The sequence below is a fragment of the Kitasatospora aureofaciens genome, assembly GCF_001188955.3.
GTDB lineage: Bacteria > Actinomycetota > Actinomycetes > Streptomycetales > Streptomycetaceae > Kitasatospora > Kitasatospora aureofaciens.
Genome location: NZ_JPRF03000025.1, coordinates 54,305 through 80,662, shown reverse-complemented (window position 1 = coordinate 80,662; position 26,358 = coordinate 54,305). Strand labels below are relative to the sequence as shown.

The window sequence follows — 26,358 nt, the reverse complement described above, 5'->3', positions numbered from 1 at the left end:
CCCTCTTCCGTGGCTTCAGGCGTCGATCAGTGCCCGCCACTCGGCGACCCTGGCCGCGTCGACCGGCGTGTGCCAGCCGTCGACCCGCACCGCGCCGCCGACGTGGAAGGCGTCGAAGCCGTCCGCCCGCAGTTCCTTGAGGTGCTCGGCCCGCAGGCCGCCGCCGATGAGGATCCGCTGGGTGTAGCCGGGCTCGCCCGTACGGGCCAGTTCGGCGGCCAGCACCTCGCGCCCGGCGTCCACCCCGGCGGCCGCGCCGGAGGTGAGGAAGGTGTCCAGTCCGGGCAGCGCGCCGACGGCGGCGCGCAGGGCGGCGCGGTCGGCGCCGTGGTCGATCGCCCGGTGGAAGGTCCAGCAGCAACCGGCGATCGCCTCGGCCACGGTCGTGGTCGCGGCCAGGTCGACGGCGCCCTCGGCGTCGAGGAAGCCGAGGACGAACTCCTCGGCCCCTTCGGCCCGCAGCGCGGCGGCCCGGGCGCACAGTTCGTCCAGGTCGCCGGGGGCGAAGCCGTCCCGGATCCGGAGCATGACGCGCAGCGGGATGCCGACGGCGGCCCGGATCCGGGCGAAGTCCTCGACGGACGGGGTGAGCCCGTCGGCGGCCATGTCGGTGACCAGTTCGAGCCGGTCGGCGCCGCCCGACTCGGCAGCCTGGGCGTCCTGGGGCGTCAGCGCGATGACTTCGAAAATTGGTCTAGACATATGAGACAGCCTGCCACATGCGACCGGCCGCGGCGAGACCACACCCCGGCTTTCGGCCCCCTCAGGCCAGCTGCCGCCCACCCGGCCCGGCCGGACCCCGACGGCGCCCCACCAGCACCAGCGCCACCGCCGCCACGACCGTCAGCCCGGCCATCGGCAGCAGCTTCCAGGCCCCGCCCTCCTGCTGCCAGAGCGCGTGCAGGTTGACGCTGAACGTCCACGGCAGCGCCGCGAGCCCCGGAACCGCCACCAGGTACCAGCCGCGCACCACCGCCAGGGCCATCAGCAGCGGGACGACGATCATCAGCGCCCGCCACTGCCGGTCCAGGTGGTACCAGCTCGTGTAGACGTTGTCCGCGAACGCCACCACCGGGGTCAGCGCCGCCGCAGCCAGCAGCAGGCCGCGCTCCCGCCAGCTCGGCACCGGCAGCCCCTCCTTGGGCGCGGCCAGCAGCACCAGGGCCCAGAGCACGAACGGCCCGTCCCACTGGAAGGATTCCAGGAACACCCACAGCGGCTGGGTGACCTCCGGACGGGTCGCCACCCAAACGAGTTCCACCACCGCGGCCAGCGCCGACACCCCGGCCAGCGCCTTCGCCATTGTCCACCGTCCGAGCAGCGCCGCGACGGCGGAGAGCATCGCCGCCCCCAGCAGCGCCCAGTAGGGCAGGAAGTGCAGCAGCCCCCACCCCCCGTGCGGCACGCCGGACTCCAGGTAGCCCAGCAGCGCCTGGCCCGCCGCCAGACCTCCGGCGGCCCCGGCCACCAGCGGAGCGGCCAGCGCCGCCAGCCGCCCGCCCGCGGAGGTGGAGGTCAGCCCGGTCCGCATCCGCAGGCCGTACGCGCCCAGGTCGAAGAGCTCCTGGATCTTGGCCATCGGCCCGGCCCCGGCGGTCGTGTCGGCGAAGACCACGGCCAGCTCGTCCCCACGTTCGCGGCGGTAGCGCCCCGGGTAGAGCGCCAGCGCCGTCCGAACGGCGAAAACGGTCGCATCACTCATGCGAAGGCCCCCCTGACCCTCGGACTGACAACGGCGACGGACAGCCGCCGCTCGGCCTCGGTGGCCACGGCCCGCAGCCGCTCGGCCTCGGTGGCCAGCGCGCCCCGACCGGCGTCGGTCAGCGCGTAGGTGCGCCGGGCGCGGCCGTCCACCACCTCCTCGGCGGCGACCTCGATCAGGCCCTGGCCCAGCAGCCGGTCGAGCGCGCCGTACAGCGTGCCGGTACGCATCTTGACCCGGCCGTCCGAGATCGCGGCGATCTCCTGGATGAGCGCGTAGCCGTGTCTCGGGGCATCGGCCAGCGCGGTGAGCAGAAGCAGCGTCGGCTCCTGCATGGAGCGTTCTGTCATACGACTACATATATCGCCGACCGGCACATCCCGTCCACCCGAACCAGCCGACAGAATGTCCCCATGCCGACCGAGGACCTGCTCACCGCCTGGACCGCCCTGCTCAACCGCTGCGGCGCCGCCGACGACCCCGAACCGTACGGACGGGAGCTGCTGCGCCGCTGGTCCGAGCCGCAGCGCCGCTACCACACCCCCGAGCACCTGCGCGCGGTCCTGCGCCACGTCGACGACCTCGCCGGGCACGCCGTCGACCCGGACGCCGTCCGGCTCGCCGCCTGGTTCCACGACGCCGTCTACCGCCCCGACCGCACCGAGAACGAGGAGCGCAGCGCCGCCCTGGCCGTACGCGCGCTCACCGCCGCCGGACTGCCCGCCGAGCGCGTCGCCGAGGCCGAACGGCTCGTCCTGCTCACCGTCACCCACGACCCGGCCCCGGGCGACCGCGACGGCGAGGTGCTCTGCGACGCGGACCTCGCCGTCCTCGGCGGCACCCCGGAGGCGTACGCGGCCTACGCGGCCGCCGTCCGCGAGGAGTACGCCTTCGTCCCGGAGCCGGACTTCCGCGCGGGCCGCGCGGCCGTCCTGCGTCAACTCCTGGCGCTCCCGGCCCTCTACCGCACCCCCGCCGCCCGCGAGCGCTTCACGGCGGCCGCCCGCGCCAACCTGGCCGCCGAACTCGAAACCCTCTAACCGAGCTCCCCCACCGGCGCCACCACGACACCCTGCTTGCCGCACACCCAGTGCGGCTCCGGCCCCAACTCGGGCTCCACGCCCAGCGCGTGCGGGTCCCCGTCGGCCGCGCAGGCGGTGCACAGCGGCCACCGCCCGTACGCCTCCAGCAGCGCGTCCTGGACGTCCTGGGCGACCAGCCCGAGGACGTACTCGGTGCCGTCCGGCCACTGCTCCAGCCACCAGCGGCGGTGGGTGACGGCGTCCTCGACCAGCGAGACGACGGCGGCGTCCGCCACGTCCCGCGCGGTGAGGTCGGCCAGGATCAGTGCCCGCGCGTTGTGCAGGGCGGTCTCGATGTCGTCGGAAGCCATCCGCCCATCCTCTCGCGAAACGCCCGCGGCCCGGAAACGCCGCGTGGGCGGCCCCCCGAAGGGGACCGCCCACGCGGACGAGGAGTCAACCGACCCGATCGGAGCGATCAGGATCAGAAGTCCATGTCACCGCCCGGCATGCCGCCACCGGCGGCCGCGGCGGCCTTCTCCGGCTTGTCGGCGATGACGGCCTCGGTGGTGAGGAACAGCGCCGCGATGGAGGCGGCGTTCTGCAGCGCCGAACGGGTGACCTTGGCCGGGTCGATGATGCCCTCGGCGACCAGGTCGACGTACTCGTTGGTGGCGGCGTTCAGGCCGTGACCGGCGGGGAGGTTGCGCACCTTCTCCACCACGACGCCACCCTCCAGGCCGGCGTTGGTCGCGATCTGCTTGATCGGGGCCTCGAGCGCGACCTTGACGATGTTGGCACCGGTGGCCTCGTCGCCGTCCAGCTCCAGCTTGTCGAAGGCGACACCGGCCTGCAGCAGGGCGACGCCACCACCGGCGACGATGCCCTCCTCGACGGCGGCCTTCGCGTTGCGGACGGCGTCCTCGATGCGGTGCTTGCGCTCCTTGAGCTCCACCTCGGTGGCCGCGCCGGCCTTGATGACGGCCACGCCGCCGGCCAGCTTGGCGAGGCGCTCCTGGAGCTTCTCGCGGTCGTAGTCCGAGTCGCTGTTCTCGATCTCGGCGCGGATCTGGTTCACGCGGCCGGCGACCTGCTCGCTGTCGCCGCCACCGTCGACGATGGTGGTCTCGTCCTTGGTGATGACCACCTTGCGGGCGGTGCCCAGCAGGTCGATGCCGGCGTTCTCCAGCTTGAGGCCGACCTCCTCGGAGATCACGGTGCCACCGGTGAGGATGGCGATGTCGCCGAGCATGGCCTTGCGGCGGTCGCCGAAGCCCGGGGCCTTGACGGCGACGGACTTGAAGGTGCCGCGGATCTTGTTCACGACCAGGGTCGACAGGGCCTCGCCCTCGACGTCCTCGGCGATGATGACGAGCGGCTTGCCGCTCTGCATGACCTTCTCCAGCAGCGGGAGCAGGTCCTTGACCGCGCCGATCTTGGAGTTGGCGATGAGGATGTACGGGTCCTCGAAGGTCGCCTCCATGCGCTCCAGGTCGGTGGCGAAGTAGGCGGAGATGTAGCCCTTGTCGAAGCGCATGCCCTCGGTGAGCTCGAGCTCCAGGCCGAAGGTGTTGCTCTCCTCGACGGTGATGACGCCTTCCTTGCCGACCTTGTCCATGGCCTCGGCGATCAGCTCGCCGATCTGGGTGTCGGCGGCGGAGATGGAGGCGGTGGAGGCGATCTGCTCCTTGGTCTCCACGTCCTTGGCCTGGGCCAGCAGCTGGTCCGAGACGGCGGCGACGGCCTTCTCGATGCCGCGCTTCAGGGCCATCGGGTTGGCGCCGGCGGCGACGTTGCGCAGACCCTCGCGAACCAGGGCCTGGGCGAGCACGGTGGCGGTGGTGGTGCCGTCACCCGCGACGTCGTCGGTCTTCTTGGCGACCTCCTTGACGAGCTCCGCGCCGATCTTCTCGTACGGGTCCTCGAGCTCGATCTCCTTGGCGATGGAGACACCGTCGTTGGTGATCGTGGGGGCGCCCCACTTCTTCTCCAGCACGACGTTGCGACCCTTGGGGCCGAGCGTGACCTTCACTGCGTCGGCGAGCTGGTTCATGCCACGCTCAAGGCCGCGGCGAGCTTCCTCATCAAAGGCGATGATCTTGGCCATCAGAAGTGGTCCTCCGGGACACGGTCGACTGCTCGGACCAAGGGGTGCCCGCGACGGACGGCCCTGGTGTGCGGAGGTCCATTCCCCTGCCGCTCCCGGGGGCCTCACCGACCCGGTCCGCTGTCACTCTCACACTGTGAGTGCTAACGCAATGATTAGCACTCCGGGTGGTCGAGTGCAAGCCCAATCGACGACCCGCGAGCCGTCGTCCGGGCCCGCACCGACTCCCGCCCGAGGCCGTGCGGGAACGCGAACGGGCCCGTACGACGCGTGTCGTACGGGCCCGTCGAGAAGCGAGTGGTCACCAGCCGTGGGCCGCGCCGAGCTCCTGGATTCGAAAGGGGTCAGACCGCCGCGCGGACCATGTCCGCCTGCGGGCCCTTCTGTCCCTGGGAGATCTCGAACTCGACCCGCTGGCCCTCCTCGAGGGTGCGGTAGCCGTCCATCTGGATCGCGCTGTAGTGGACGAAGACGTCCGCACCACCGTCGACCGCGATGAAGCCGTAGCCCTTCTCCGCGTTGAACCACTTGACGGTGCCCTGAGCCATTCCGAACTCCCCTAGTGCTGTGCTGGCCCTTCACGGTCCCGCAGGTCGCGGGCCCGGGTCTGGTTTCTAGGCCGGCCCGGGGAACCCCCCCTGGGCGCAGCCGTGCACGCCGCAATCCTCCGCACGGGAACACCGGACGGCTTCCGTGAGCGGTTGATTACGTCGACCGCCGCTGAATGTATCCGGATCGACGCCCTCTGCAACAGGGTCAACCGCTGGGAATTCCGCAGCCCGTCAAGAGACAACACCGAACAAATCGGGAGGAACTCGGCATTCCGCGCCGGACATAGCGGACGAATTACTCAAATGCCTGCAGGAATTCTGACATCTGCCTGACATGTTTCCCGGGCCGGTCCCACTCCACGGACACCCTCGGGCGAAGCGCCCCACGGCGGGAGGACGCACCCTGTTCCCAGCCGAGCCACACTCTACTCCGACTCGACCCGGAATATTCCCGCCGAAATGCAAGCGGCCGCCCGCGCGCACGGAGAGTGGAATTCCGTACGCGCGGGCGGCCGCGCAGCGGGCCCGGAGGCGGTGCGAGCGGCTCAGCAGCCGCCGGCCACCGCCGGAATGATCGAGACGCTCGCGCCGTCCTTGATCTCGGTCGCCAGACCGTCGGCGAACCGCACGTCGTCGTCGTTCACGTACACGTTCACGAAGCGGCGCAGCTTGCCGGTGTCGTCCAGGATGCGGGCGGAGATGCCCGCGTGGTTCTTCTCCAGGTCGGCGATGACCTCGGCCAGGGTGGCGCCCCCGGCGGGCACCTCGGCGGCGCCCCCGGTGTAGGTGCGCAGGATGGTGGGGATGCGGACGTTGGCGCTCATGGCTCTCCTAGCGGGGGTGGGGCGGTTCAGGCGGACGCGAGGCCGGCGGCGCGGAAGGAGTCCAGCGTCGGGCGGATGACGGTGGTCATCCCGGCCTCGGAGACGGCGTCCAGCGTCTTCAGGCCGTCGCCGGTGTTGATCGCGACGGTCTCCTTGGCCGGGTCCAGCTGACCGGTCTCGACCAGCTTCTTCAGCACGCCGACGGTCACCCCGCCCGCGGTCTCGGCGAAGATGCCCTCGGTCCGGGCCAGCAGCCGGATCGCCGCCACGACCTCCGCGTCCGTCACGTCTTCGACCGCGCCGCCCGTCCGGCGGGCGATGTCCAGCACGTACGGGCCGTCCGCCGGGTTGCCGATCGCCAGGGACTTGGCGATGGTGTCCGGCTTCACCGGCCTGATCACGTCCCGGCCGGCCTTGAACGCGGCCGACACCGGCGAGCAGCCCTCCGCCTGAGCGCCGAAGATCCGGTACGGCCGGTCCTCCACCAGACCCAGCTCGATCAGCTCCCGCAGCCCCTTGTCGATCTTCGTCAGCTGCGAGCCCGAGGCGATCGGGATGACGATCTGCTCCGGCAGCCGCCAGCCCAGCTGCTCGCAGATCTCGTACGCCAGCGTCTTGGAACCCTCGCCGTAGTACGGCCGCAGGTTGACGTTGACGAAGCCCCAGCCCTCGCCGGCCGGGTCCCCGATCAGCTCCGAGCAGAACCGGTTCACGTCGTCGTAGTTGCCTTCGATGCCCACCAGCTCGCCGCCGTACACCCCGGCCATCACGACCTTGCCCTGCTCCAGGTCGTGCGGGATGAAGACGCACGAACGGAACCCGGCCCGGGCCGCCGCCGCACCCACCGCACCGGCCAGGTTGCCGGTCGAGGAGCAGGACAGCGTGGTGTAGCCGAACGCCCGGGCCGCCTCGATCGCACAGGCCACCACCCGGTCCTTGAACGAGTGGGTCGGGTTGCCGGAGTCGTCCTTCACGTGCAGCTGCGCGGTGAACCCCAGCTCCCGGCCCAGGTTGTCCGCCTTCACCAGCGGGGTCCAGCCGGGGTTCAGGTTGGGCTTCGAAGCCACGTCGGCCGGCACCGGCAGCAGCGGCGCGTAGCGCCAGATGGACGCGGGGCCGGACTCGATCCGCTTGCGCAGCTCCTCGGCGCCCTCGCTGCCGAACTCGTACGCGATCTCCAGCGGCCCGAAGCACTCCAGGCAGGCGAAGCTGGGGCCGAGCGGGAAGCGGGTGCCGCACTCCCGACAGGACAGCGCGGCGGCGGGGCCGAGGTCGACGGGCGGGAGTCCCCCCGGCCGAAGGCCGGCGGAGGGTGCGGCGCCAGAAGCAGTCGACACAGTGATAGCCATGATGGCGAGGCCTCTCTCCTCATCTTCCCCGTGGCGCGGTCGCGCCACGGGCCGGAATTGGCACCTGTCCCGCCGGGGCCTGTCGACGACAGCCGGGCGAGAAGGTTGCCGGGACGTCAACGGGCCGTTCCCTCAGTCCCTCTGGATGAGCATGTGAAGTTGTGGTTCAGCGGCGACCCCGGCGTGCAAAGGTCCAACCGCTGTACGAAGACTGTATCCGAAGGCGTCCGTCCCGAAAGGGTCCGTCCGCCAAGCGAGATGGCCCGTTCCACCCAGCCCGCCGAGGAGAGTCACCGTGCCCGCCGAACCGACCCCCGCACTCCTCCCGCAGGCGGCGTCCTGGCTCCGCCGCCGTTCGTGGAGCGCGGCCGACCGGCCGGTGCACACCCTGCTGGAGGCCAAACGGCGCACCGGCCGCACCATCAGCGTCGTCCTCCCCGCGCTCGACGAGGAGGCCACCGTCGGCGACATCGTCCGCACCGTCCGCCGCGAGTTGATCGAGCGGATCCCCCTCGTCGACGAACTCGTCGTGGTCGACTCCGGCTCCACCGACGACACCGCCGCCGTCGCCGCCGCCGCCGGCGCCCGGGTGGAGCACCGCGACGCGATCCTCCCCCGGCTGCCCGCCGTCCCCGGCAAGGGCGAGGTGCTCTGGCGCTCCCTGCTGGTCACCCACGGCGACATCGTCTGCTTCGTCGACGCCGACCTGCGCGAGTTCGACCCGGCCTTCGTGACCGGCATCATCGGCCCGCTGCTGACCGACGAGGAGCTCCAGCTGGTCAAGGCCATGTACGACCGCCCCCTGGAAGTGACGACGATCGGCTCCGCCACGGGGGAATCCGCCGCGATCGTCCCCACCGGCGGCGGCCGGGTCACCGAACTCGTCGCGCGCCCGCTGCTCAACCTCCACTGGCCGGAACTCGCCGGTTTCGTCCAGCCACTCGGCGGCGAGTACGCGGCCCGCCGCTCACTGCTCGAACGACTGCCCTTCCCCACCGGCTACGGCGTCGAACTCGGCCTCCTGGTCGACGCACTGGAACTGGCCGGACTGGACGCCCTCGCCCAGGTCGACGTCGGCGTCCGCCACCATCGCCACCAGGACGGCCAGGCCCTCGGCCGGATGGCCGCCACCATCTACCGCACCGCCCTGGAACGCCTCGACCGCACCCACCGCCTCAAGGCCTCCGCCGACCTGGTCCACCCCCACCTCACCCAGTTCACCCGCGACCCGGAGACCCGCTCCTTCACCGCCCACACCCACCCGGTGACGGCCCTGGAGCGCCCCCCGATGCACACCGTCCCCGAATACGCCGCCCGACACTGAGGGGCCCACGGGGTTTGCCACCCCGAACCCGAGGCAACATCCCAACCATGGGCGATCTCACGACCGAACGTTCGAGTGCCACCGGCACCGCCCCCGTCCTGGTGGCCTCCAACCGGGGACCGGTGTCGTTCAGCACCGCCGACGACGGCACGCTGACCCTTCGCCGAGGCGGCGGAGGCCTGGTCTCCGGCCTCTCCGCGATCGACGACCCCCACGCCGTCTGGGTCTGCGCCGCCCTCGGCGACGCCGACCGCCGAGCCGCGAGAGAAGCCCCCGACGGCCGCCTCGACCTCGCCGGGCACGAGGTCGGCGGCCAGGCCGTACGGATGCTGGACATCGACCCGCAGACCTTCGCCCACGCCTACAACGGGGTCGCCAACTCCACCCTGTGGTTCGTCCACCACCTGCTCTACGCGACCCCCACCTCGCCGTCCTTCGACGGCGACTTCCGCACCGAATGGGCCGCCTACCAGGCGTACAACGGCGCCTTCGCGGACGCCCTCGCCGCCGAAGCCGCCCCGAACGCCGCGGTCCTGGTCCAGGACTACCACCTCTCCCTCGTCCCGGCCCTGCTCCGCGAGGCCCGCCCCGACCTGCGGATCGGCCACTTCTCCCACACCCCGTGGGCCCCGCCCGAGTACTACCGGCTGCTCCCCGACGACGTCGCCCGCGCCGTGCTCACCGGCATCCTCGGCGCCGACCGGGCCGGCTTCCTCACCGAACGCTGGGCCCGCGCCTTCGCCGCCTGCTGCGAGGACCTCCTCGGCGCGGCCGTCGACCACGAGCAGCTCACCGTCACCCACGACGGCCGCACCACCCGCCTGGGCGTCCACGCCCTCGGCGCCGACGCCGACTTCCTCCGCGAACGCGCCCACCGCCCCGACGTCGACGAACGCCTCGCCGCCCTCCGCACCGCCGTCGGCGACCGCCGCACCGTCGTCCGGGTCGACCGCACCGAGTTGAGCAAGAACATCGTCCGCGGCCTCCAGGCCTACCGGCACCTGCTCCGCACCCGCCCCGAGTGGCACGACCGGGTGGTGCACATCGCCTTCGCCTACCCCTCCCGCACCGACCTCGCCGAGTACCGCGACTACACCGCCGCGGTCCGACGCCTGGCCGAGGAGATCAACGCCGAGTTCGCCACCGCCACCTGGCAACCCCTGATCCTGCACGTCAACGACGACTTCCCACGCTCCCTGGCCGCCTACCGCATGGCCGACGTGGCACTCGTCAACCCGATCCGGGACGGCATGAACCTGGTCGCCAAGGAGGTCCCCGTGGTCTCCGACCACGGCTGCGCCCTCGTCCTCTCCCGCGAGGCCGGCGCCCACGCCGAACTGGGGGACGACGCCCTCACCGTCAACCCCTACGACGTCATCGCCACCGCCGAAGCCCTGCACACCGGCCTCGCCATGAGCCCGGAGGAACGCGCCGACCGCACCAAGCGCCTCGCCGCCGCGGCCACCGCGCTCCCCCCGCAGCAGTGGTTCCTCGACCAGCTCAACGCCCTCTGACCGCCTCCCCCAGGGCGCCCAACAGCTCCACCACACCCTCGGGCCCGCCGACCACCAGATCCGCCCGGTCGGCCAGCTCGCGCACCGGCGCGTCCCCCACCGCCCCGGCACACACCAGCAGCCCGGCCAGCCCCTGCCCGCGCAGCTTCTCCACCGCGGCGAAGGCCGCCACGTCCCCCAGGTCGTCCCCCGCGTACAGCACCGACCGCGCCCCACGCTCCCGCAGGAACCCGGTCAGCGCCGCCCCCTTGTCCACCCCCGGCGGCCGCAGCTCCAGCACCAGCCGCCCGGGCTCCACCACCAACCCGTACTCGGCGGCCAGTTCCTCCACCGGCGCCCGCAACAGCTCCAACGCCTCCTCCGGCGCCTCCGTCCGCCGGGTGTGCACCGCCACCGAGCGCCCCTTGTCCTCCACCCACGTCCCCTCGGGCGCCCCCACCCGCTCCAACACCTCCGGCAACGCCACCCGCACCCCCGCCACCCCCGGATGCACCTCCGGCGCCGTCACCACACCCCCCTCCCACCGCTCGGCCCCGTAGTGCCCCAGCACCACCAGCCCCGGGACCCCCTCGAACCCCCCGAACTCCGCCGCCACCCCCGCCGGCCGCCCCGTCACCACCACCACGGCCCCCACCACCGAGGCCAGTCCCCGCAACACCCCCACCACTCCCGGATGCGCCCGCGCCGCCCCCGGGTCCGCCACGATCGGCGCCAACGTCCCATCGAAGTCGAGCGCGACCACCGCCTCCCCCGGCCCCGCCAGAATCGCCCTCAACCCATCCCGCCCGGCAGCAGTGGCCGGCACGTACATCTCCTCAAAATCCATACCCACCCCCTTACCCCCATCCCCCGGCACTCCCACGTGGACGGCAGCCCTTCGCTCAGGACGCACCCCCGCCCGACCCCCACCCCCCGGACAACGACCCAGACCCCCGTCAACGAGCCGCCCGCCGCCCCTCCCGAACCCGCCTCAACCGGTTCACCAGCACCGGGGCAAAAGCCAAAGCCTCCTCCCGGTCCAACAACCCGTTCAGCACCTGGTAGTACCGAGTGGAGGAGAGCCCCAACTCCTCCCGGATCGCCCGCTCCTTGGCCCCCGCCGTCCGCCACTGCCGCCCCTCCAGCGCCAGCACCGCCCGGTCCCGCTCACTCAGCTCGCCCACCGAAAACACCTCCGCGCATCCCCCACGGACCTACGGAGTGTCATTCTCCCGCCGAACCCCGACACACCCTGCGCCCCGCACACCCGCCCCCGCCGCACTACGGTCGGCCCCATGACGAGCTTCACCACCCACATCCCCACCGCCGACCTCACCCCCGAGCCCCTCGACCCGTCACAGATCGTCTCCGGCACCCCCGAGGTCACCGGGAAGGTCCTCACCGAGTCTTCGGACGGCCGCCAGCTGCGCGGCATCTGGCAGATCACCCCGGGCGTGGTCACCGACGTGGAGGCCGACGAGATGTTCGTGGTGCTGAGCGGCCGGGCCACCATCGAGATCGAAGGCGGCCCGACCCTGATCGTCGGCCCCGGCGACTGCGCCGTGCTGCGCGAGGGCGACCGCACCACCTGGACGGTCCACGAGACCCTCCGCAAGGCCTACGCGATCACCCTCCCCTGACCGAGGCCGGTCCGGGTCCCTACTGCTTCCGGACCCGGGCCGCTTCCTTCATCGCCGCGTCCTGCAGCCCCCCGAGCACCTGCTTCGGGTCCCCGGTCACCGCCTGCCCGATCCCCGCCTTGATCCGGTTGCTGACCTCGCCCCAGACGGGATCCCCGAACGGGTAGAAGCTCGCGTTGGTCAGCCCGACCGCGAACTGCTTGAGGTCCGCGTGCTTGGGGTCCGAGGACATCTGGTTGAAGGCGTCCTGGGTGACCGGCAGCAGGTTGTACTGCTCGTCGAACTTCAGCTGGTAGTCCTTGGTGTAGACGAAGGACAGGAACTTCTTGATCTCGTTCTTGTGCCCGTTGGCCTTGAACGCCATCATCCAGTCGGCGACCCCGAGGCTCCCGGTCCGCCCGACGCCGTCCTTCTTCGGGATCGCCGCCGTCCCGAACTCGATGTTCGCGGCGGACGCCATCCGCAGCAGCGTCGGGTGCCCGTTGAGCATCGCGACCTTCCCGGCCGTGAAGTCCTGGAACGCCGGCGTGCGGTTCATCTTGCCGGGGTCCGGGTAGGTCAGCCCGGTGCTCACCAGGTTGTTCTTCAGCCAGCTGAACGTCGCCTGGTTCTGGTCGCTGTCGATGGTGTAGTTGCCGACGTCGTCGGAGAGGCTCCCGCCGCCGCTCAGCGTCCACAGCATCGACTCGGCCGGCGCCTCCTCGGGCCCCAGCGGCAGCCCGTACGGGGTCACTCCCGGCACCTTGGCCTTGATCTTCTCGGCCGTCGCGCGCAGCTCGTTCCAGGTGGTCGGCGGCTGGGTGATCCCCGCCTGCCGGAAGATCGCCTTGTTGTAGAAGAGGACCCGCGAGGACGACACGAACGGGATCCCGTACTGGGTGCCCAACACCTGCCCGGCGTGCGAGAAGTTGTCCATGAACTTGGCCTGGGTGTCCATGGAGAGCACGTCGGCGGCCGGGTACAGCCGGTCTGCGGCGACCTGGTCCGCGAACCCGCCGGTCTGCAGCAGGTCCGGCGTCTTCCCGGCCGCGATCATGTCGTCGACCTTCTTGCCGATGTCGGTCCAGCTGTCCACCTCGACCTGGACCTTGATGCCGGGGTTGGCCGCTTCGAAGGCCTTGGAGACCTCGTCCCAGTAGTGCTTGGAGCTGGTCTCGGCGTTCTCCCCGTAGTCCGCGGCGACCAGTTTGAGCGTGACCGGCCCGCCGCTCTGCCCGCCGCACGCGCTGACCGTGGTGAGCACCAGTGCTCCGGCCAGTGCCGTTCCGAGCACACGGATGGAAACGTGGGCGCGCCTGTCCAACGCGGGTACCGCCTTCGGGGGAAATACGGCCGGATGAGGGAATCCGGCAGGGGGGAGCGCAAGACTGCCAAACCGTTCGTCCACTGGTCCACACCAATCGGACCCACCCGCCGAGTAGTTACCGAAGTGCCCCGTTTCGTTGCACGATGCGCAACACAGGGTGAACGGAAGCCCCTGCCCGCCCCCTCGACACAAAGCCCCGCACACCCCCGCAGCCGAGACAAAGCTCACCCAACATGGACCAGACCAATCCGACCACTGGACTAGACCTCTTCGCCCGGACCAAGGGAAACTGTCCTCCGTGAAGCACGTCATCGCACTCGATGTAGGCGGCACCGGCATGAAGGCCGCGCTGCTCGCCCAGGACGGCTCCGTGCTGTTCGAAGCACGCCGACCGACCGGGCGGGAGCACGGCCCCGACGCCGTCGTCGCCGCCATCCTCGACTTCGCCGCCGACCTGGCCGACGAGGGCCGCGCCCGCTTCGGCGTCGCCCCGGCGGCGGCCGGCGTGGCCGTGCCCGGCACGATCGACGAGAAGAACGGGATCGCGGTCTTCTCCGCCAACCTCGGCTGGCGCGACCTCCCGATGCGCAAGCTGCTCGGCGAGCGACTGGCCACCCCCGGCGGTCCCGCGATGCCGGTGGCCCTCGGCCACGACGTGCGTTCCGGCGGCCTGGCCGAGGGCCGGCTCGGAGCCGGCCGGGGCGTCGGCCGCTTCCTGTTCATCGCCCTGGGCACCGGCATCGCCGGCGCCATCGGCATCGACGGCCGGATCGAGGCCGGCGCGCACGGCTACGGCGGCGAGATCGGCCACGTCGTGGTCCGCCCGGGCGGCCCGCGGTGCGGCTGCGGCGCCCGCGGCTGCCTGGAGACGCTCGCCTCGGCCTCCGCGGTCTCCCGCGCCTGGGCCGTGGCCAGCGGCGATCCCGACGCCGACGCGGCATCCTGCGCCGCCGCCGTGGACGCCGGGGACGACCGCGCCCGGACGGTCTGGCAGGAGGCGGTCGACGCCCTGGCGGACGGCATCGTGCTCGCCCAGAGCCTGCTCGACCCGTCCACGGTGATCGTCGGCGGCGGGCTGGCCGAGGCCGGCGACACGCTCTTCACCCCGCTGCGCACGGCGGTCACCGAGCGCCTGACCTTCCAGATGCCCCCGAAGGTCGTACCCGCCATGCTCAAAGACACCGCCGCGTCCCTGGGAGCGGGTCTGCTCGCCTGGGACCTGCTCTCGATGGAGGTGACCGCGTGACCACCGCGGACCGTGACCGTACTGCCCTGGCCGGCGCCCGACTGGTCCTGCCCGGCGGCGTCGTCGAGGGGGACCGCCTCGCCGTCGAGGGATCCCGCATCGCAGCCATCACGAGCGGTGGGACCGAGCCGGGCGACCTCGACCTGACCGGCCACACCGTCGTACCCGGCTTCGTCGACCTGCACGTCCACGGCGGCGGCGGCGCCTCCTACGCCTCCGGCATCGCCGAGGAGGCCCTCCTCGCCGCCCGCACCCACCTCGAACACGGCACCACCACCACGATGGCCTCCACCGTCACCGGCGAGATCGACGACGTCGCCCGCCAGGCCGCCGTACTCTCCGAACTCGTCGAGGACGGCATCCTCGCCGGCGTCCACTTCGAGGGCCCCTTCATCTCCCACAACCGCTGCGGCGCCCACCGCCCCGACCTGCTGCGCGACCCCGATCCCGCCCTCGTCCGCAAGCTCGTCGACGCCGCCCGCGGCCACGCCAGGATGGTCACCCTCGCCCCCGAACTCCCCGGCGGCCTCGACTCCGTACGCATGCTCGCCGACCTCGGCGTCATCGCCGCCGTCGGCCACACCGACTCCGACTACCCCACCACCCTCGAAGCCATCGACGCCGGCGCCACCGTCGCCACCCACCTCTTCAACGCCATGCCCGGCATCGCCCACCGCGCCCCCGGCCCCATCGTCGCCCTGCTCGAGGACGAGCGCGTCACCGTCGAACTCATCAACGACGGCGTCCACCTCCACCCCTCCGTCCTCGACCTCGCCTACGGCACCGCCGGCCCCGGCCGCGTCGCCCTGATCACCGACGCCATGGGCGCCGCCGGCATGGGCGACGGCCTCTACCCCCTCGGCCCCCTCCAGGTCCGGGTCGAGAGCGGCGTGGCCCGGCTGGTCGAGGGCGGCGCGATCGCCGGCTCCACCCTCACCCTGGACGTGGCCTTCAAGCGCTCGGTCACCGTCAACGGCCTGACCCTCGACCAGACCGTCGAGTCGCTCTGCACCACCCCGGCCCGGCTGCTCGGCCTCACCGACTCGGTCGGCTCCCTGGAGACCGGCAAGCTCGCCGACCTGGTCGTGGTCGACTCCACGAGTTACGACCTGGTCGCCGTCATGCACCGGGGCCGCTGGGTCCTCGGCGGCGACAGGTTCCCCATCGTCAAGTCCGCCTGAGCCGCGGGGACCGACCGAACGAAAGGCAACGGCCGCCCTCCCCCGAAGGGGCGGGCGGCCGTTCGCGTCCGCGGGACGGATCGTCAGCTGCTCGGCTCGACCGTGACCTGGTCGATCAGGACCGGGCCGGACGGCACCGTGAAGGTGACCGAGTTCGCCCCGGCCTGGAACTGCGGGAGTATCCAGGTGGTGTACCAGGACGACGCCGGGTCCTTGCCGGGGACGTAGTTCCTGAACGACAGCCCGCTCGGCCAGTCCTTGCCGTTGACCGAGGCCGCGCCCTTCACGTCCGCCCCGGCGTTGTTGTAGTGCACGGTGAGTTTGTACGTCCCTGCCGTGGCGATCTGGCCGTTCCAGGTCACCGAGCCGCCCTGCTGGAGCGTCAGGTAGCTCCCGTCGGCGGACTTGGCGCCCTTGACGCTGTTGCCCGACGGCGCGTTCTGGCCCTGCAACTGGCCGGCGTCCACGGTCGACGGCCCGTCGGTGGCGGTGGCACTCGCCGAAGGGGAGGGCGTCCCGCCGGCGGTGCTGCTCGCCGCGGTGGCGGTGGGGGACGGCGGGGCGGCGGTCGTGGTGCCGCCCTTGGCGCTCTTGTCGCCGCCGTCCGGGTCCCCGGTGGAGAGCGCGATCCCGGCACCGATCGCTATCGCCGCGACCACGGCGACCGCGCCGATCACCGCGCCCTTGCTCCGGCCGCTGCTCGGCCGCTCGTCCCCCGGCTGCGGCCGGGAGTGCTCGGCGTAGCGGGACTGCTGGGTGGGCGCGCCGTACTCGCCGTGCTGCGGCGGAACGCCCGGCTGGCCGTACGGGCCCTGCGGCGGGATTCCCTGCTGGCCGTACGGCGGCTGCACCGGACCGGGCTGGCCGTACGGCTGCTGGGCGCGCGGCGGACCGTACTGCGCCCGGCCGACCTCCATCGGCCGGCTGTACGGCGTCCGGGGAACTCCCTGCTGCGGCTCGGCCGGCTGTCCGGTGGAGCCGTCGGCCGGGCGGTAGAGGTAGCCGAACGGGTCGTCGTCCTGTGGGGCACCGCCCCCCTGGCCCTCGGGCACTCCGTTGTCGCCGGCGGTCGTCACGGTGGTCTGTTCCCCCATCCGGTGCGCGCCGCCGCGCTGCGGGCGGCGCAGATCATGGACGCTGTCGTACCGCGCACCCTACCTGCCGTACGTGACAGCGGGAAAAGAACCCTTGACAACCCGTGGGTAACCTGCGCGTCCCCGGTGTGGTCGGCACCCGACCGACCGGCCTGTGCCCGGCGGCCGCCGTCAGCCCGCGCGCCGGTGCGAGCGCTCGCCCCGCGCGCCCCGCACCGCGCCGCCCCGGGCCCGCTTCTCGTCGTACATCCGCTCGTCCGCGGTGTTCAGCACCTCCTCGATGCTCATCCCGCAGCCTGCCCAGCCGATGCCGAGGCTCACCCCGACCCGCATCGCCCGGCCGTCGATCCGCATCGGCGGGATGATCGCGTTGCGCAGCCGGTGGGCAAGGTCCTTGGCCTCCTCGCGGCCGATCCCGTCGGCCAGCACCACGAACTCGTCGCCGCCCAGCCGGGCCACCGTGTCGCCGTCCCGGACCGCCCCGCTCAGCCGCCGGGCGACCTCGACCAGCACCGAGTCGCCCGCGTTGTGCCCGAACCGGTCGTTGATCGACTTGAAGCCGTCCAGGTCGCAGAAGAGCACCGCGAGGCCCTTCTCCGCGGGCGCCGCCGGGCCGGAGCGGAACGGCCCGGACCAGGCCTCGCCGCCCTGCCCGTACTCGGCCGGGACCACGGCGTGCACGTGCTCCCCGTAGCCGGCGCCGAGCCCGGGCAGCGGGCCGCCCTCGACCGGCCCGTACCCGTGCACCTGCCCGGCGTACGGGTCCAGGCCCTCCAGCCCCTCGTACGCGGTGTGCGCGCTGTACGAGTCGGCCGGGTAGCCGTACGCCTGCGGGTAGGCCTCGCCGGACTTGGCGGCGGCGCCGACCGGCTGGGGCTCGGCGCAGAGCCGGCGGGCCAGCCGGGCCTTGAGCTCGGCGCCGTTGGGCAGGCCGGTGAGCGCGTCGTGGCTGGCCCGGTGGGCGAGCTGGAGTTCGTGGCGCTTGCGGTCCTCGATGTCCTCGACGTGGGTGAGCAGGAAGCTGGGGCCCTCGGCCGCGTCCGCCACGATGGAGTTGCGCAGGCAGACCCACTGGTAGCCGCCGTCCCGCCGGGACAGCCGCAGTTCGGCCCGGCCGCTCTCGGCGCTGGTGCGTTCCAACAGGGCGCGGTCCTCGGGGTGGACCAGGTCGGCGAAGCTCTGCTGGCGCAGCACCGCGCGGGGGCGGCCGAGCAGTCGACACAGCGCGTCGTTGACCCTGGTCAGCTGGCCGCGCCCGGCGCCGTGCAGTTCGGTGATGGCCATCCCGCTGGGGGCGTACTCGAAGGCCTGCCGGAAGCTCTCCTCGCTGGCGCGCAGCGCCTGCTGCTCCTTCTCCAGCCGGGCCAGCGCGCGCTGCATCTCGGCCCGCAGCCGGGCGTTGCCGATCGCGATGGAGGCTTGCAGCGAGAACATCTCCAGTGCCTCGCGGGTCCACGCCCCGGGCCGTTTGCCGCTGCGCGGGCGGTCCACCGAGAGGACGCCGAGCAGGTCGCCGCCTGCGCTGTACATCGGGGCGAGCAGCCCGTCGGCGGGGTGCCAGTCGTTGGCGTAGACGGGCAGCGGGCCGTCCCCGATCCAGCGCGGGATGTCGCTGGCGACGGCCCAGCCGCGGTCGTACGGCAGGAAGCGCAGGGTGCCCCAGTGGTCGCTGACGCCGAGCAGCCGGTCCCAGGACTCCCGCGAGCCGACCTGGCCGAGGAGCACCGAGGGCCCGCCCATCGGGCTCTCCTCCAGCTCCCAGACGGCCGCCACCACGAGGTCGCCGTCCGGCCGCACCAGGCTGACCGCGGCGGCGTCGAAGCCGAGTCCGTGCACCGCGCCCTCGACGACGGCCTGCAGCGTGCCCGCCAGGCTGCGGGCAGCGTTGAGGTCCGCCACGACCCGGTGCAAGGTGCGGAGGGTCGCGAGACGGACGTACGGCTCCGACTCGGCTTCCATGCGGGGGCTCCCCGGCTGCTTCGGATAGTTCTTGATTGGTTATCGTCCGATTGCCAGAAGAACTGAATCACAGGGAGCACAGCGTTCGGCACGCTCGGTCAGCAATAGGGCGCCACTTGTGACTTAAATCACACGACACTAATGCACCCTTAATCAGTTCATCCGTCCCATAGCAGGACATAAAGCGCGACTCGGGACATTTCTCGTGCTCGACCGCATGGGCCGCGCGCTGAAGCCCACTGCACCCGCCGGTCCCTCCGCTTCACTCCTGGGGGTGAGCGCAGCACGACCGGAAAGGGACCACCCCGGTGGTCCTACGACCACGGCCCGATGCCGTTTCCGGCGAGCGACGACTACCGTGCGGTACGTGTACCCGTCCCCGCAGCCCGAAGCTGCCCCCCGCGCCACGCCCGACGAGTTCCGGGCAGCACTCTCCCAGCTCGCCGCCGGTGTGAGCCTGGTGACCGTCCACGACGAGGAGGACGGCGAGGACGTCGGCATGACCGCCACGTCCTTCCTCTCGGTGTCGCTGGACCCGCCACTGGTGCTGATCTCGGTCCGCGAGGACTCCCGGATGGACGAGGTGCTCTCCCGCAACGACACCTGGGCGGTCTCGGTGCTCGCCGAGGGGCAGAAAACGCTCGGCTCGCGCTTCGCCATGAAGGGGCGGCTCAGCGACCGGCTGCTGTTCGCGGAGACCCCGCACCGCCGCGGCGCCCACACCGGGGCCCCGCTGGTCGAGGGCGCGCTGGCCACCGTCGAGTGCCGCACCGAACAGCGGATACCCGCGGGCGACCACCTCCTGCTGGTCGGCCGCGTCCTGGAGGCCACCGTCCCCGCCCCCGGCGGCCGCCCGCTGCTCTACTTCCGCGGCGGCTACCGCACCCTGGGCTGAACCGGACCGGGGTGCCGGGCCCGGTCGCGGGCCTTCGGCTACTCGCCGCGCGGCGACCGCCGCCCCTGCTTCAACTCGGAGCGGTGCCGCTTGTTGTTCAGCCGCCGCTCGACCGTCCCCCGACTCGGCCTGGTCGCCCGGCGGGCCTTCGGCGGCGGCGCGCACGCCTCGCTCAGCACCGCCGCCAGCCGGGCCGCGGCCGCCTCCCGGTTGCGCCACTGCGAGCGGAACTCCGACGCCTGGACCACCAGCACCCGGCCGTCCACCAGCCGGTTCGCCAGCCGCTCCAGGGCACGCGTGCGCCACACCTCGGGCAGCGCCTTCGAGGCGGCCACGTCGTAACGCAGCTCGACCTTGGAGTCGGAGGTGTTGACGTGCTGGCCGCCGGGGCCGGAGGAACGCGAGAAGCGCCAGACGAGCTCGGCGTCGGGGACGACCACCGACCCCCGTACGCGGATGGGCTCGGACATGGGCCCATCATCCCGCGCGGCCCCCGCCCGGTCACCCGGTTATCGCCGCTCCGCCCGCCCGCCCCCGGCCCCGGTTACCCGCCCCCGCCCCGAGCCCCGACAATGGCCTACGTGATCGAGCTCGGCTACTCCCTCTCCAACCGCTTCCCCGACCCCCCGCAGACCGACTACCGCACCGCCCCCGTGCGCGCGCTGCGGTACGACCTGTTCTGCGGCGACGTCTACCTGGACGCCGAGGGCGCCGAGCTCTCCACCCGCTGGGGCTGGGTGCCCGTGCTGGACTTCGCCTGGGCGCTGTGCGACATCGTCGAGCAGCTCGACCGCGACCCGGACGGCTCCCGGGCCGCCCGGGTGCAGACCGCCGACCTCGACTTCACCCAGAACACCGAGCTGCTGCGCTTCGCCCGCCGCTTCAATTGGGTCGAGATCACCGCGACCTGGCTGCGGGACGAGCCGCCCGCCGTGGTCCGGCACAGCGAGCTGCGGCGCGAGGCCCGGGACTTCCTCCAGGACACCCTCGCCGACCTGTTCGACATGCACCCCGACCTGGCGGACAACCCGAACATCTGGACGCTGCAGGGCCGCTTCCCCCGGGTCTGACATCCGGAAACGAGCGCCCCGACCCCCACTTTGCCCGCCCTTTGCCCGGGTTTGACACCTCACGAAGAATTCACGGGATCCACGGAACCAAGCTGCCGGAGTATCGCGTTGTCCCGGAAAAAGCGAACGAAGGGACTGCAATCGCCATGCCAGTGAGCCTCTCCAAGGGTGGCAACGTCTCGCTGACCAAGGAGGCCCCCGGCCTGTCCGCGGTGAGCATCGGTCTGGGCTGGGACGTCCGCACCACGACCGGCGCCGAATTCGACCTCGACGCCAGCGCGATCGTCCTGAACGCGGACGGCAAGGTGCTGTCCAACGCGCACTTCGTGTTCTTCAACAACACCAGCACCCCGGACAACACCGTCGTGCACACCGGTGACAACCGCACCGGCGAAGGCGCGGGCGACGACGAGTCGATCAACGTCAACCTGGCCGGCCTGCCCGCCGAGGCCGCCAAGATCAGCTTCCCGGTCACCATCTACGACGGCGTCGCCCGCAGCCAGAACTTCGGCCAGGTCCGCAACGCCTACATCCGCGTGGTGAACGCGGCCGGCGGCGCCGAGATCGCCCGCTACGACCTCTCCGAGGACGCCGCCACCGAGACGGCGATGATCTTCGGCGAGCTCTACCGCAACAACGGCGAGTGGAAGTTCCGCGCCGTCGGCCAGGGCTACGCCTCCGGCCTGGCCGGCATCGCCCAGGACTTCGGCGTGCAGATCTGACGCGGCACGGCCGGGAAACGCCGCGGCGCGGGAAGTCGATCCGTCCGACTTCCCGCGCCGCGGCGTTCCGCTGCGGTGCTCAACGGTGCTCAGCGCGAGGCGCGCAGCTCCGGCAGCTCGATCAGCTCGGTCTCGTCCTCGGGCGTCAGGTCCACCACCGTCGGCCCGTCCTGCTCCGCGTCCCCGGAGCCGACCGGCTGCGCGGGCCGCACGTCCGACGTGCTCTCCCGAACGTCCAGATCCTCCCGGGCCTCCTGGGCCTCGGCCTTCGCCTTGGCGGCGAGCGCCTCGTCGCCCACCACGTCCGCCAGGTCCGCGCGCTCCCCCAGCTCGGCGATGCTGCCCACCGCCGGCGCCGGAGCGGCCGCCCGGACCGCCGAACCCGTGCCACGACCGAAGAAGCTGAAGCCCGGACCGCGGACCTGCCCGGACTGCGCCGGACGCGGCCGCTGCCGCTCCACCGGAGGAGCCGGCACGGCGGCCGGAGCGACCGGCGCCCGCCGAGCTGGCCGACCGTCGCGGTCAGCGCCGGGCGCAGCGGCGTGGGCTGCACCGGCGTCCGGCGCGCCGGGGCACCGGCGGCCCCGGCCGGGGAGACCTCAGCGGTCGGCGCCTGCGCCGGGGTGGGTACCGAGGGCGCCACCGGAGCCGGCACGGCGACCGACTTGGGCGCCGGCACCACCGACGGAACGGGCACGGCAGTCGCAGCCGGAGCGGCTGTGACGATCCGCGACTCCCCCGCGGGCGCCCGCAGCGCGACCTCCGCACCAGCCGTACGCTCCCGCAGCGCCTCCTGCTCGGCGGCCCGCCGCTCCAGCAGCCGCAGCACGGACGCGGCGCGGACGAACGCGGCCGGGCTGGCCGGGTACTTGGGGCGGCTCGCGGCGAGCGCCCGCTGGGCCGCCTCGGCCTCCTTGAGCGCCTGCTCGGCGACGGCGACGGCCCGCTCCCGCAGTAGCCGGGCGATCTCGGTCTCGGCCTTGGCCAGCCGCGACTTCTCCGCCGTCAGCCGCCGCCCGAACCGGGTCGCCCGCTCCTCGGCGACCTCGGCCGCGTACTCGGCCTCGGCGAGCTGCTCCTCAAACCGCTCCTCGGCCCGCATCCGCTGTGCGGCGGACACCTCGGCGGCCGCCCGGGCCGCCTTGTCGCGCTGGCGCAGCAGCACCGCGAAGCCGAGGGTGGCGATCAGCGCGGCGATGCCCACCGAGCGCACCAGGATGGTGTCCTGACTGAAAAGCAGAGCGGCCAGTGCGGCGACCAGCAGTACGCCGGCGGCGGTGGGGGGAAAGACCCGGCCCAGGACGGAGGAATGACGGTGGCGTCCGCGAGACATGCCAAGAAACTAGCGTGCGAATTGGGGGCGTGTCAGCCCAGGGTCTCCTTCCGCCCTTGACAGGGCGCAGTTTTTACCGCATGTGCCCGGCTTTTCACTCAAGATCACGAAAAAAGCCCTGCTCAGCGACGTACGACGCGATCCGGCGCGATCCCGACGCGATCGGAGGTGATCCGGGGTGGTCGAGCCGGTCCGTCAGTGGTGCGAGGCGGCCGGGCCGCTCGGGTCGTCGTGGTTCTCCGGCAGCTTGCACACGTGCTGCACCCAGAGCGCCGCCGCGATCACCGCCGCCCCCGCCAGCACCGAGAGCCCCGCGGTGACCGCCTGGTCCTTGCGGGCCGGCACGTCCAGCTCGCCGAGCAGGTAGATCCCGGCCCCGGCGTAGATGCCGGTGACCACCGAGGAGACCAGCGCGCTGGCCTGTCCGAGCACCACCGCCCGGGCCGCCAGCAGCGGGTCGACCCGCTTCGCGCCGGGCTGCCGCTCGCGCACCGCCTTCAGCCGGGACCGCAGCGAGATCGCGGTCGCCAGCAGGATCACCGCCACCGCCGCCAGCACCACCGGCGCCGCGGCGGGCACGGCCGGCAGCGTGTCCAGGGAGGCCCAGAGCTTGGAGCCGGCCCAGGACAGCGCCGTCGTCGCGGCGGTGAGGCCGATCAGCAGGCGGAGGCGAAGCAGCTTCACGCGGAGGGGGTCCTTCCCGAGGTCCAGAGCCGACCGCCCGCCCGGTGGCCCGGAACGGCGGCGTCAGGCCACCGTACCGGGACCGGACGGGCGGACATCTACTCGTACGGCCGGGGCCCCCGGCCGAGTTCCCCGACCGGTCGGCCGGCCCGGCCGCGCGCCGACCTTCCGGCGCCGCTCCGGCGCTACTCCGGCAGCGTCAGCCGGATGTCGTCGCGCCGCTTCACGCCCTGCGCGTCCGGGCCACCGAGCGCCGCCAGCAGCGCGGCGACCTGCCCGTGCCCGGGCACCTCGGCCTCGGGCTGGGCGTCCAGCCACGGGGCCAGCACGAAGGCCCGCTCGTGCGAACGCGGGTGCGGCAGCAGCAGCTGCGGGTCCTCGCTGAGCACGCCCTCGTAGGTCAGGATGTCGACGTCCAGGGTGCGCGCACCCCAGCGGACCTCCCGGACCCGCCCGAAGGCGTCCTCGATCGCGTTGCCGCGCTCCAGCAGGTCCCGCGGGGGCAGCGAGGTGCGCAGCACCACGACCGCGTTGTAGTAGTTGGGCTGTTCCTCCGGGCCGCCGACGGCCTCGGTCTCGTAGACCGCCGAGACGGCCTTGATCTTCAGCCCGGGGGTGTCGGCGAGCGCGTCGACGGCACCCTGCAGGGTGTCCAGCCGGTTGCCCAGGTTGCTCCCGAGCGCGATCACCGCACACCGCTGGCTGTGCAGCGTGGTGTCGGCGGAATCCACCCGGCTCTCCAGGTCGAACGCGTTCGGCTCGGCGATCGGGTCACTGCTGTTCATCGAAGAAGTCCCTCTGCATCGGAAACCAGGCGCGCGGTGGGGGTCATGCGCGGCCCCGGTGGATGGTCACGGTCACGTCATCGAACGGCACGGTGATCGGGGCGTCCGGCTTGTGCACGGTGACCTCGACCTCCTCGACCGCGTCGTGCTTGAGGCACTGGTCGGCGATCCGCTGCGCCAGGGTCTCGATCAGGTCGACCGGTTCCCCGGCGATGATCGCGGTGACCTCCTCGGCCACGATGCCGTAGTGCGCCGTGCGGGTGAGGTCGTCTCCGGACGCGGCGGGGCGGGTGTCCAGGTACAGCACGAGATCGACCACGAAGGTCTGGCCCTCGACGCGCTCGCGCTCGAAGACGCCGTGGTGACCCCGGGCTCGCAGCCCCCGCAGGGTGACGCGGTCCAGCAAACGAATCACTGCTCCCAGTCGGACGGGCCCCGCCCGGAGGAAGAACACGGACGGACAGGGCGAAGGCGGGCAGCACGCCCGCCACTCCGTTTCGAATCTACCTGTGAGCGCGGACAACGCCTGACCGTCCTACCCGGCACGAACCGTCGCCACGCGCGCCGGAATGGCGATTGACGTGAACGTTCGGTGACCACTCGGAAATTCCCCGGCGACCCTCCGGCAGACATTTCCCGCAGCCCCCGGAATCAGTCCTCGTCGTCCTCGTCGCCGCTGGTCAGAACAGGTGAACCGTGGTGCGACCAGAGCTTCCACCCGGCCGGGGTACGACGGAACAGATTGCTCGACACGACCTTTCCGCCGACCAGCGGTCCGAGTTCCCCCTCCTCCTCCGCCTCTCCGCCGGAGAGGATGTTCTCGGTGCACGTGACAAGGGCCACATCGCCGTGGACCTCGGCCTCGACATCGGTCAGGAAGAACTGGATGTACTCCGTGTTCATCATGATCAGCATGTACGAGCGGGTCACCTGTGCCCGCCCGCGCAGCACCGGCCAGCCGGGGTGCACACAGACCACGCCGCCCTTGTCGTCGGCGTGGTCGGGCCCCAGCCAGGCCTCCTCGACGGCCTCGACGTCCCCCCGCTCCAGCGCTTCGTAGAACGCCCGGTTCGCCGCGAGCACCGCCTCCAGGTCCGCCTCCCGGGCCCTTCCGGCCGTCCCGCCGCTCAACCTGCCGTCACCCGTCACAGACCCTCCCTCATCCCAGCCGCGCCGCGCGCTGCCAGGCCGCGACCACTCGGACGGCGTCCGCCGTACCGGACACGTCGTGCACCCGTACCGCCCAGGCTCCGGCCTGGGCCGAGAGCACCGAGACCGCGGCGGTCGCGTCGTCCCGCCGGCGGGCCGGGCGCAGTTCCCCGGTTTCCGGGTCGGCGAGCAGCGTACCCAGGAACCGCTTGCGCGAAGCCGCGACGAGGACGGGACGGCCGAGCGCGGTGAGCGCGTCCAGCCGGCCGAGCAGCGCCCAGTTGTGCTCGGCGGTCTTGGCGAAGCCGAGCCCCGGGTCGAGGACCAGCTGGTCCTCCTTGACCCCGGCGGCGAGCAGCGCCTCCATCCGCCCGGTCAGCTCGGCGACCACGTCCCGTACGACGTCCTGGTAGACGGCCAGCCTGTCCATGTCGGCGGACTGCCCGCGCCAGTGCATGACCACGAACGGCGCACCGGTCTCGGCGACCACCCGGGCCATCGCCGGGTCGGCGAGGCCGCCGGAGACGTCGTTGACGATCGCGGCGCCGGCCTCGACGGCCCGCTCGGCGACCGAGGCCCGCATGGTGTCGACGGACACCACCACCCCGGCGGCGGCCAGCTCGCGGACCACCGGCAGCACCCGGCGCAGCTCCTCCTCCTCGGGCACCCGCTGGGTCCCGGGCCGGGTGGACTCGCCGCCGACGTCCACCAGGTCCGCGCCGCGCGCCCGCAGGGCCAGCCCGTGGGCGATCGCCTTGGCGGGGTCGAACCACAGCCCGCCGTCCGAGAAGGAGTCGGGCGTGACGTTGACCACGCCCATCACGGCGCAGCGGTCGAGCCGCGGCAGTCCGGCCGGCGGATCGAAGGACGGCGAATCGCTCATGTGCCCATTATCGAACGGCGCCCCCGCCGAGGATTCTCG

30 protein-coding genes and 1 riboswitch are annotated in these 26,358 nt (G+C 72.5%); of the genes, 10 read left to right on the top strand and 20 right to left on the bottom strand.

What is annotated here, in order from left to right:
* Positions 1–15: 15 nt before the first annotated feature.
* From HS99_RS17780 to HS99_RS17770, 3 genes are all read right to left on the bottom strand, one after another.
* Positions 16–702, bottom strand: a complete 687-nt coding sequence (locus HS99_RS17780) for a copper homeostasis protein CutC (protein ID WP_030289671.1) — start codon at positions 700–702, stop codon at positions 16–18.
* Positions 703–763: 61 nt separating this feature from the next.
* Positions 764–1,702, bottom strand: coding sequence for a hypothetical protein (locus HS99_RS17775; protein WP_141763748.1), 939 nt, complete (start codon positions 1,700–1,702; stop codon positions 764–766).
* Positions 1,699–2,052 (bottom strand): PadR family transcriptional regulator, encoded by a 354-nt coding sequence (locus HS99_RS17770; RefSeq protein WP_046386326.1) that lies wholly within the window; start codon positions 2,050–2,052, stop codon positions 1,699–1,701. The genes HS99_RS17775 and HS99_RS17770 overlap by 4 nt, the downstream gene beginning before the upstream one ends.
* Positions 2,053–2,115: 63 nt before the next feature.
* Here HS99_RS17770 and HS99_RS17765 point away from each other — a divergent pair, with 63 nt between their 5' ends.
* Positions 2,116–2,742 carry an HD domain-containing protein gene (locus HS99_RS17765; protein ID WP_030552603.1) on the top strand — a complete coding sequence of 209 codons (627 nt, stop codon included), beginning with the start codon at positions 2,116–2,118 and terminating at the stop codon, positions 2,740–2,742.
* On the opposite strand, the gene HS99_RS17760 is transcribed toward HS99_RS17765, so the two are convergent.
* From HS99_RS17760 to thrC, 5 genes are all read right to left on the bottom strand, one after another.
* A complete protein-coding gene (locus HS99_RS17760; protein ID WP_030289667.1) occupies positions 2,739–3,095 on the bottom strand; it encodes a DUF8819 family protein in 357 nt (118 codons plus the stop codon). The two genes, HS99_RS17765 and HS99_RS17760, sit on opposite strands and share 4 nt — an antisense overlap.
* 113 nt (positions 3,096–3,208) lie before the next feature.
* The gene (gene groL / locus HS99_RS17755; protein ID WP_030289666.1) at positions 3,209–4,831 is read right to left on the bottom strand and encodes a chaperonin GroEL; all 1,623 of its coding nucleotides are present in this window, start codon (positions 4,829–4,831) and stop codon (positions 3,209–3,211) included.
* A 344-nt stretch (positions 4,832–5,175) separates the two neighbouring features.
* The gene (locus HS99_RS17750; protein ID WP_030289665.1) at positions 5,176–5,379 is read right to left on the bottom strand and encodes a cold-shock protein; all 204 of its coding nucleotides are present in this window, start codon (positions 5,377–5,379) and stop codon (positions 5,176–5,178) included.
* Between the two features lie 548 nt (positions 5,380–5,927).
* Positions 5,928–6,206, bottom strand: a complete 279-nt coding sequence (locus HS99_RS17745) for a MoaD/ThiS family protein (protein WP_030289664.1) — start codon at positions 6,204–6,206, stop codon at positions 5,928–5,930.
* 26 nt (positions 6,207–6,232) lie between these two features.
* Positions 6,233–7,555: a threonine synthase gene (thrC, locus tag HS99_RS17740; protein WP_030552601.1), complete on the bottom strand. Its 1,323-nt coding sequence runs from the start codon at positions 7,553–7,555 to the stop codon at positions 6,233–6,235.
* 16 nt (positions 7,556–7,571) lie between these two features.
* Positions 7,572–7,707: riboswitch (SAM riboswitch) on the bottom strand.
* 143 nt (positions 7,708–7,850) lie between these two features.
* Here thrC and HS99_RS17735 point away from each other — a divergent pair.
* Both HS99_RS17735 and HS99_RS17730 read left to right on the top strand, forming a co-directional pair.
* Positions 7,851–8,879: a glucosyl-3-phosphoglycerate synthase gene (locus HS99_RS17735; protein ID WP_030289662.1), complete on the top strand. Its 1,029-nt coding sequence runs from the start codon at positions 7,851–7,853 to the stop codon at positions 8,877–8,879.
* Between the two features lie 47 nt (positions 8,880–8,926).
* Complete coding sequence (locus HS99_RS17730; RefSeq protein ID WP_030289661.1) at positions 8,927–10,393, top strand: alpha,alpha-trehalose-phosphate synthase (UDP-forming); 1,467 nt, start codon at positions 8,927–8,929, stop codon at positions 10,391–10,393.
* On the opposite strand, the gene otsB is transcribed toward HS99_RS17730, so the two are convergent.
* Positions 10,380–11,219, bottom strand: coding sequence for a trehalose-phosphatase (gene otsB, locus HS99_RS17725; RefSeq protein ID WP_030597698.1), 840 nt, complete (start codon positions 11,217–11,219; stop codon positions 10,380–10,382). The two genes, HS99_RS17730 and otsB, sit on opposite strands and share 14 nt — an antisense overlap.
* Positions 11,220–11,328: 109 nt before the next feature.
* Positions 11,329–11,556 (bottom strand): DUF3263 domain-containing protein, encoded by a 228-nt coding sequence (locus HS99_RS17720; RefSeq protein ID WP_030291202.1) that lies wholly within the window; start codon positions 11,554–11,556, stop codon positions 11,329–11,331.
* Between the two features lie 111 nt (positions 11,557–11,667).
* On the opposite strand from HS99_RS17720, the gene HS99_RS17715 reads away from it, so the two are divergent.
* Complete coding sequence (locus HS99_RS17715) at positions 11,668–12,012, top strand: cupin domain-containing protein (protein ID WP_030555366.1); 345 nt, start codon at positions 11,668–11,670, stop codon at positions 12,010–12,012.
* A 19-nt stretch (positions 12,013–12,031) separates the two neighbouring features.
* Here the strand turns inward: HS99_RS17715 and HS99_RS17710 are convergent, their stop codons facing one another.
* The gene (locus tag HS99_RS17710; protein ID WP_232543140.1) at positions 12,032–13,285 is read right to left on the bottom strand and encodes an extracellular solute-binding protein; all 1,254 of its coding nucleotides are present in this window, start codon (positions 13,283–13,285) and stop codon (positions 12,032–12,034) included.
* A 331-nt stretch (positions 13,286–13,616) separates the two neighbouring features.
* On the opposite strand from HS99_RS17710, the gene HS99_RS17705 reads away from it, so the two are divergent.
* Positions 13,617–14,564, top strand: a complete 948-nt coding sequence (locus HS99_RS17705) for an ROK family protein (RefSeq protein ID WP_030291196.1) — start codon at positions 13,617–13,619, stop codon at positions 14,562–14,564.
* Positions 14,561–15,745, top strand: a complete 1,185-nt coding sequence (nagA, locus tag HS99_RS17700; protein WP_050366637.1) for an N-acetylglucosamine-6-phosphate deacetylase — start codon at positions 14,561–14,563, stop codon at positions 15,743–15,745. The genes HS99_RS17705 and nagA overlap by 4 nt, the downstream gene beginning before the upstream one ends.
* An 83-nt stretch (positions 15,746–15,828) precedes the next feature.
* On the opposite strand, the gene HS99_RS17695 is transcribed toward nagA, so the two are convergent.
* Complete coding sequence (locus HS99_RS17695; RefSeq protein WP_141763747.1) at positions 15,829–16,821, bottom strand: hypothetical protein; 993 nt, start codon at positions 16,819–16,821, stop codon at positions 15,829–15,831.
* A 189-nt stretch (positions 16,822–17,010) separates the two neighbouring features.
* Positions 17,011–18,798: a GGDEF domain-containing protein gene (locus HS99_RS17690; protein ID WP_030291194.1), complete on the bottom strand. Its 1,788-nt coding sequence runs from the start codon at positions 18,796–18,798 to the stop codon at positions 17,011–17,013.
* Between the two features lie 367 nt (positions 18,799–19,165).
* Between HS99_RS17690 and HS99_RS17685 the strand changes: the two genes are divergently transcribed.
* On the top strand, positions 19,166–19,693 hold the full coding sequence (locus HS99_RS17685; RefSeq protein ID WP_223886000.1) for a flavin reductase family protein: 528 nt from the start codon (positions 19,166–19,168) through the stop codon (positions 19,691–19,693).
* 38 nt (positions 19,694–19,731) lie between these two features.
* Here the strand turns inward: HS99_RS17685 and arfB are convergent, their stop codons facing one another.
* The gene (gene arfB / locus HS99_RS17680) at positions 19,732–20,163 is read right to left on the bottom strand and encodes an alternative ribosome rescue aminoacyl-tRNA hydrolase ArfB (RefSeq protein ID WP_030291192.1); all 432 of its coding nucleotides are present in this window, start codon (positions 20,161–20,163) and stop codon (positions 19,732–19,734) included.
* A gap of 102 nt (positions 20,164–20,265) precedes the next feature.
* Between arfB and HS99_RS17675 the strand changes: the two genes are divergently transcribed.
* Together HS99_RS17675 and HS99_RS17670 are read left to right on the top strand one after the other, a co-directional pair.
* Positions 20,266–20,763, top strand: a complete 498-nt coding sequence (locus HS99_RS17675; RefSeq protein ID WP_370863268.1) for a hypothetical protein — start codon at positions 20,266–20,268, stop codon at positions 20,761–20,763.
* Positions 20,764–20,909: 146 nt separating this feature from the next.
* Entirely contained in the window at positions 20,910–21,485 is a 576-nt protein-coding gene (locus tag HS99_RS17670) for a TerD family protein (protein WP_030555372.1), read from the top strand.
* A gap of 89 nt (positions 21,486–21,574) precedes the next feature.
* On the opposite strand, the gene HS99_RS17665 is transcribed toward HS99_RS17670, so the two are convergent.
* On the bottom strand, positions 21,575–21,832 hold the full coding sequence (locus tag HS99_RS17665) for a hypothetical protein (RefSeq protein WP_141763746.1): 258 nt from the start codon (positions 21,830–21,832) through the stop codon (positions 21,575–21,577).
* 372 nt (positions 21,833–22,204) lie between these two features.
* Here HS99_RS17665 and HS99_RS17660 point away from each other — a divergent pair, with 372 nt between their 5' ends.
* The gene (locus tag HS99_RS17660) at positions 22,205–22,714 is read left to right on the top strand and encodes a hypothetical protein (RefSeq protein ID WP_141763745.1); all 510 of its coding nucleotides are present in this window, start codon (positions 22,205–22,207) and stop codon (positions 22,712–22,714) included.
* Positions 22,715–23,013: 299 nt separating this feature from the next.
* On the opposite strand, the gene HS99_RS17655 is transcribed toward HS99_RS17660, so the two are convergent.
* The 5 genes from HS99_RS17655 to folP all read right to left on the bottom strand — a co-directional run bounded on the left by HS99_RS17655 (position 23,014) and on the right by folP (position 26,319).
* Positions 23,014–23,502, bottom strand: a complete 489-nt coding sequence (locus tag HS99_RS17655) for a DUF3180 domain-containing protein (RefSeq protein ID WP_030555373.1) — start codon at positions 23,500–23,502, stop codon at positions 23,014–23,016.
* Between the two features lie 185 nt (positions 23,503–23,687).
* Positions 23,688–24,287 (bottom strand): 2-amino-4-hydroxy-6-hydroxymethyldihydropteridine diphosphokinase, encoded by a 600-nt coding sequence (folK, locus tag HS99_RS17650; RefSeq protein WP_030555374.1) that lies wholly within the window; start codon positions 24,285–24,287, stop codon positions 23,688–23,690.
* Between the two features lie 43 nt (positions 24,288–24,330).
* Positions 24,331–24,690 carry a dihydroneopterin aldolase gene (gene folB / locus HS99_RS17645; protein WP_030288941.1) on the bottom strand — a complete coding sequence of 120 codons (360 nt, stop codon included), beginning with the start codon at positions 24,688–24,690 and terminating at the stop codon, positions 24,331–24,333.
* A gap of 248 nt (positions 24,691–24,938) precedes the next feature.
* Positions 24,939–25,436: a nuclear transport factor 2 family protein gene (locus HS99_RS17640; RefSeq protein ID WP_223886001.1), complete on the bottom strand. Its 498-nt coding sequence runs from the start codon at positions 25,434–25,436 to the stop codon at positions 24,939–24,941.
* 10 nt (positions 25,437–25,446) lie between these two features.
* Complete coding sequence (folP, locus tag HS99_RS17635) at positions 25,447–26,319, bottom strand: dihydropteroate synthase (RefSeq protein WP_030288945.1); 873 nt, start codon at positions 26,317–26,319, stop codon at positions 25,447–25,449.
* Positions 26,320–26,358: the final 39 nt, after the last annotated feature.

What these genes read in the sequence shown, in the direction of transcription:
- HS99_RS17715 (WP_030555366.1), top strand. Translation starts at nt 11,668, where the DNA reads ATGACGAGCTTCACCACCCACATCCCCACCGCCGACCTCACCCCCGAG.
- folP (WP_030288945.1), bottom strand. Translation starts at nt 26,319, where the DNA reads ATGAGCGATTCGCCGTCCTTCGATCCGCCGGCCGGACTGCCGCGGCTC.
- HS99_RS17730 (WP_030289661.1), top strand. Translation starts at nt 8,927, where the DNA reads ATGGGCGATCTCACGACCGAACGTTCGAGTGCCACCGGCACCGCCCCC.
- folK (WP_030555374.1), bottom strand. Translation starts at nt 24,287, where the DNA reads ATGAACAGCAGTGACCCGATCGCCGAGCCGAACGCGTTCGACCTGGAG.
- HS99_RS17670 (WP_030555372.1), top strand. Translation starts at nt 20,910, where the DNA reads ATGCCAGTGAGCCTCTCCAAGGGTGGCAACGTCTCGCTGACCAAGGAG.
- HS99_RS17775 (WP_141763748.1), bottom strand. Translation starts at nt 1,702, where the DNA reads ATGAGTGATGCGACCGTTTTCGCCGTTCGGACGGCGCTGGCGCTCTAC.
- arfB (WP_030291192.1), bottom strand. Translation starts at nt 20,163, where the DNA reads ATGTCCGAGCCCATCCGCGTACGGGGGTCGGTGGTCGTCCCCGACGCC.
- HS99_RS17760 (WP_030289667.1), bottom strand. Translation starts at nt 3,095, where the DNA reads ATGGCTTCCGACGACATCGAGACCGCCCTGCACAACGCGCGGGCACTG.
- HS99_RS17675 (WP_370863268.1), top strand. Translation starts at nt 20,266, where the DNA reads ATGGCCTACGTGATCGAGCTCGGCTACTCCCTCTCCAACCGCTTCCCC.
- HS99_RS17750 (WP_030289665.1), bottom strand. Translation starts at nt 5,379, where the DNA reads ATGGCTCAGGGCACCGTCAAGTGGTTCAACGCGGAGAAGGGCTACGGC.
- otsB (WP_030597698.1), bottom strand. Translation starts at nt 11,219, where the DNA reads ATGGATTTTGAGGAGATGTACGTGCCGGCCACTGCTGCCGGGCGGGAT.
- HS99_RS17765 (WP_030552603.1), top strand. Translation starts at nt 2,116, where the DNA reads ATGCCGACCGAGGACCTGCTCACCGCCTGGACCGCCCTGCTCAACCGC.
- HS99_RS17690 (WP_030291194.1), bottom strand. Translation starts at nt 18,798, where the DNA reads ATGGAAGCCGAGTCGGAGCCGTACGTCCGTCTCGCGACCCTCCGCACC.
- HS99_RS17770 (WP_046386326.1), bottom strand. Translation starts at nt 2,052, where the DNA reads ATGACAGAACGCTCCATGCAGGAGCCGACGCTGCTTCTGCTCACCGCG.
- HS99_RS17745 (WP_030289664.1), bottom strand. Translation starts at nt 6,206, where the DNA reads ATGAGCGCCAACGTCCGCATCCCCACCATCCTGCGCACCTACACCGGG.
- groL (WP_030289666.1), bottom strand. Translation starts at nt 4,831, where the DNA reads ATGGCCAAGATCATCGCCTTTGATGAGGAAGCTCGCCGCGGCCTTGAG.
- thrC (WP_030552601.1), bottom strand. Translation starts at nt 7,555, where the DNA reads ATGGCTATCACTGTGTCGACTGCTTCTGGCGCCGCACCCTCCGCCGGC.
- HS99_RS17780 (WP_030289671.1), bottom strand. Translation starts at nt 702, where the DNA reads ATGTCTAGACCAATTTTCGAAGTCATCGCGCTGACGCCCCAGGACGCC.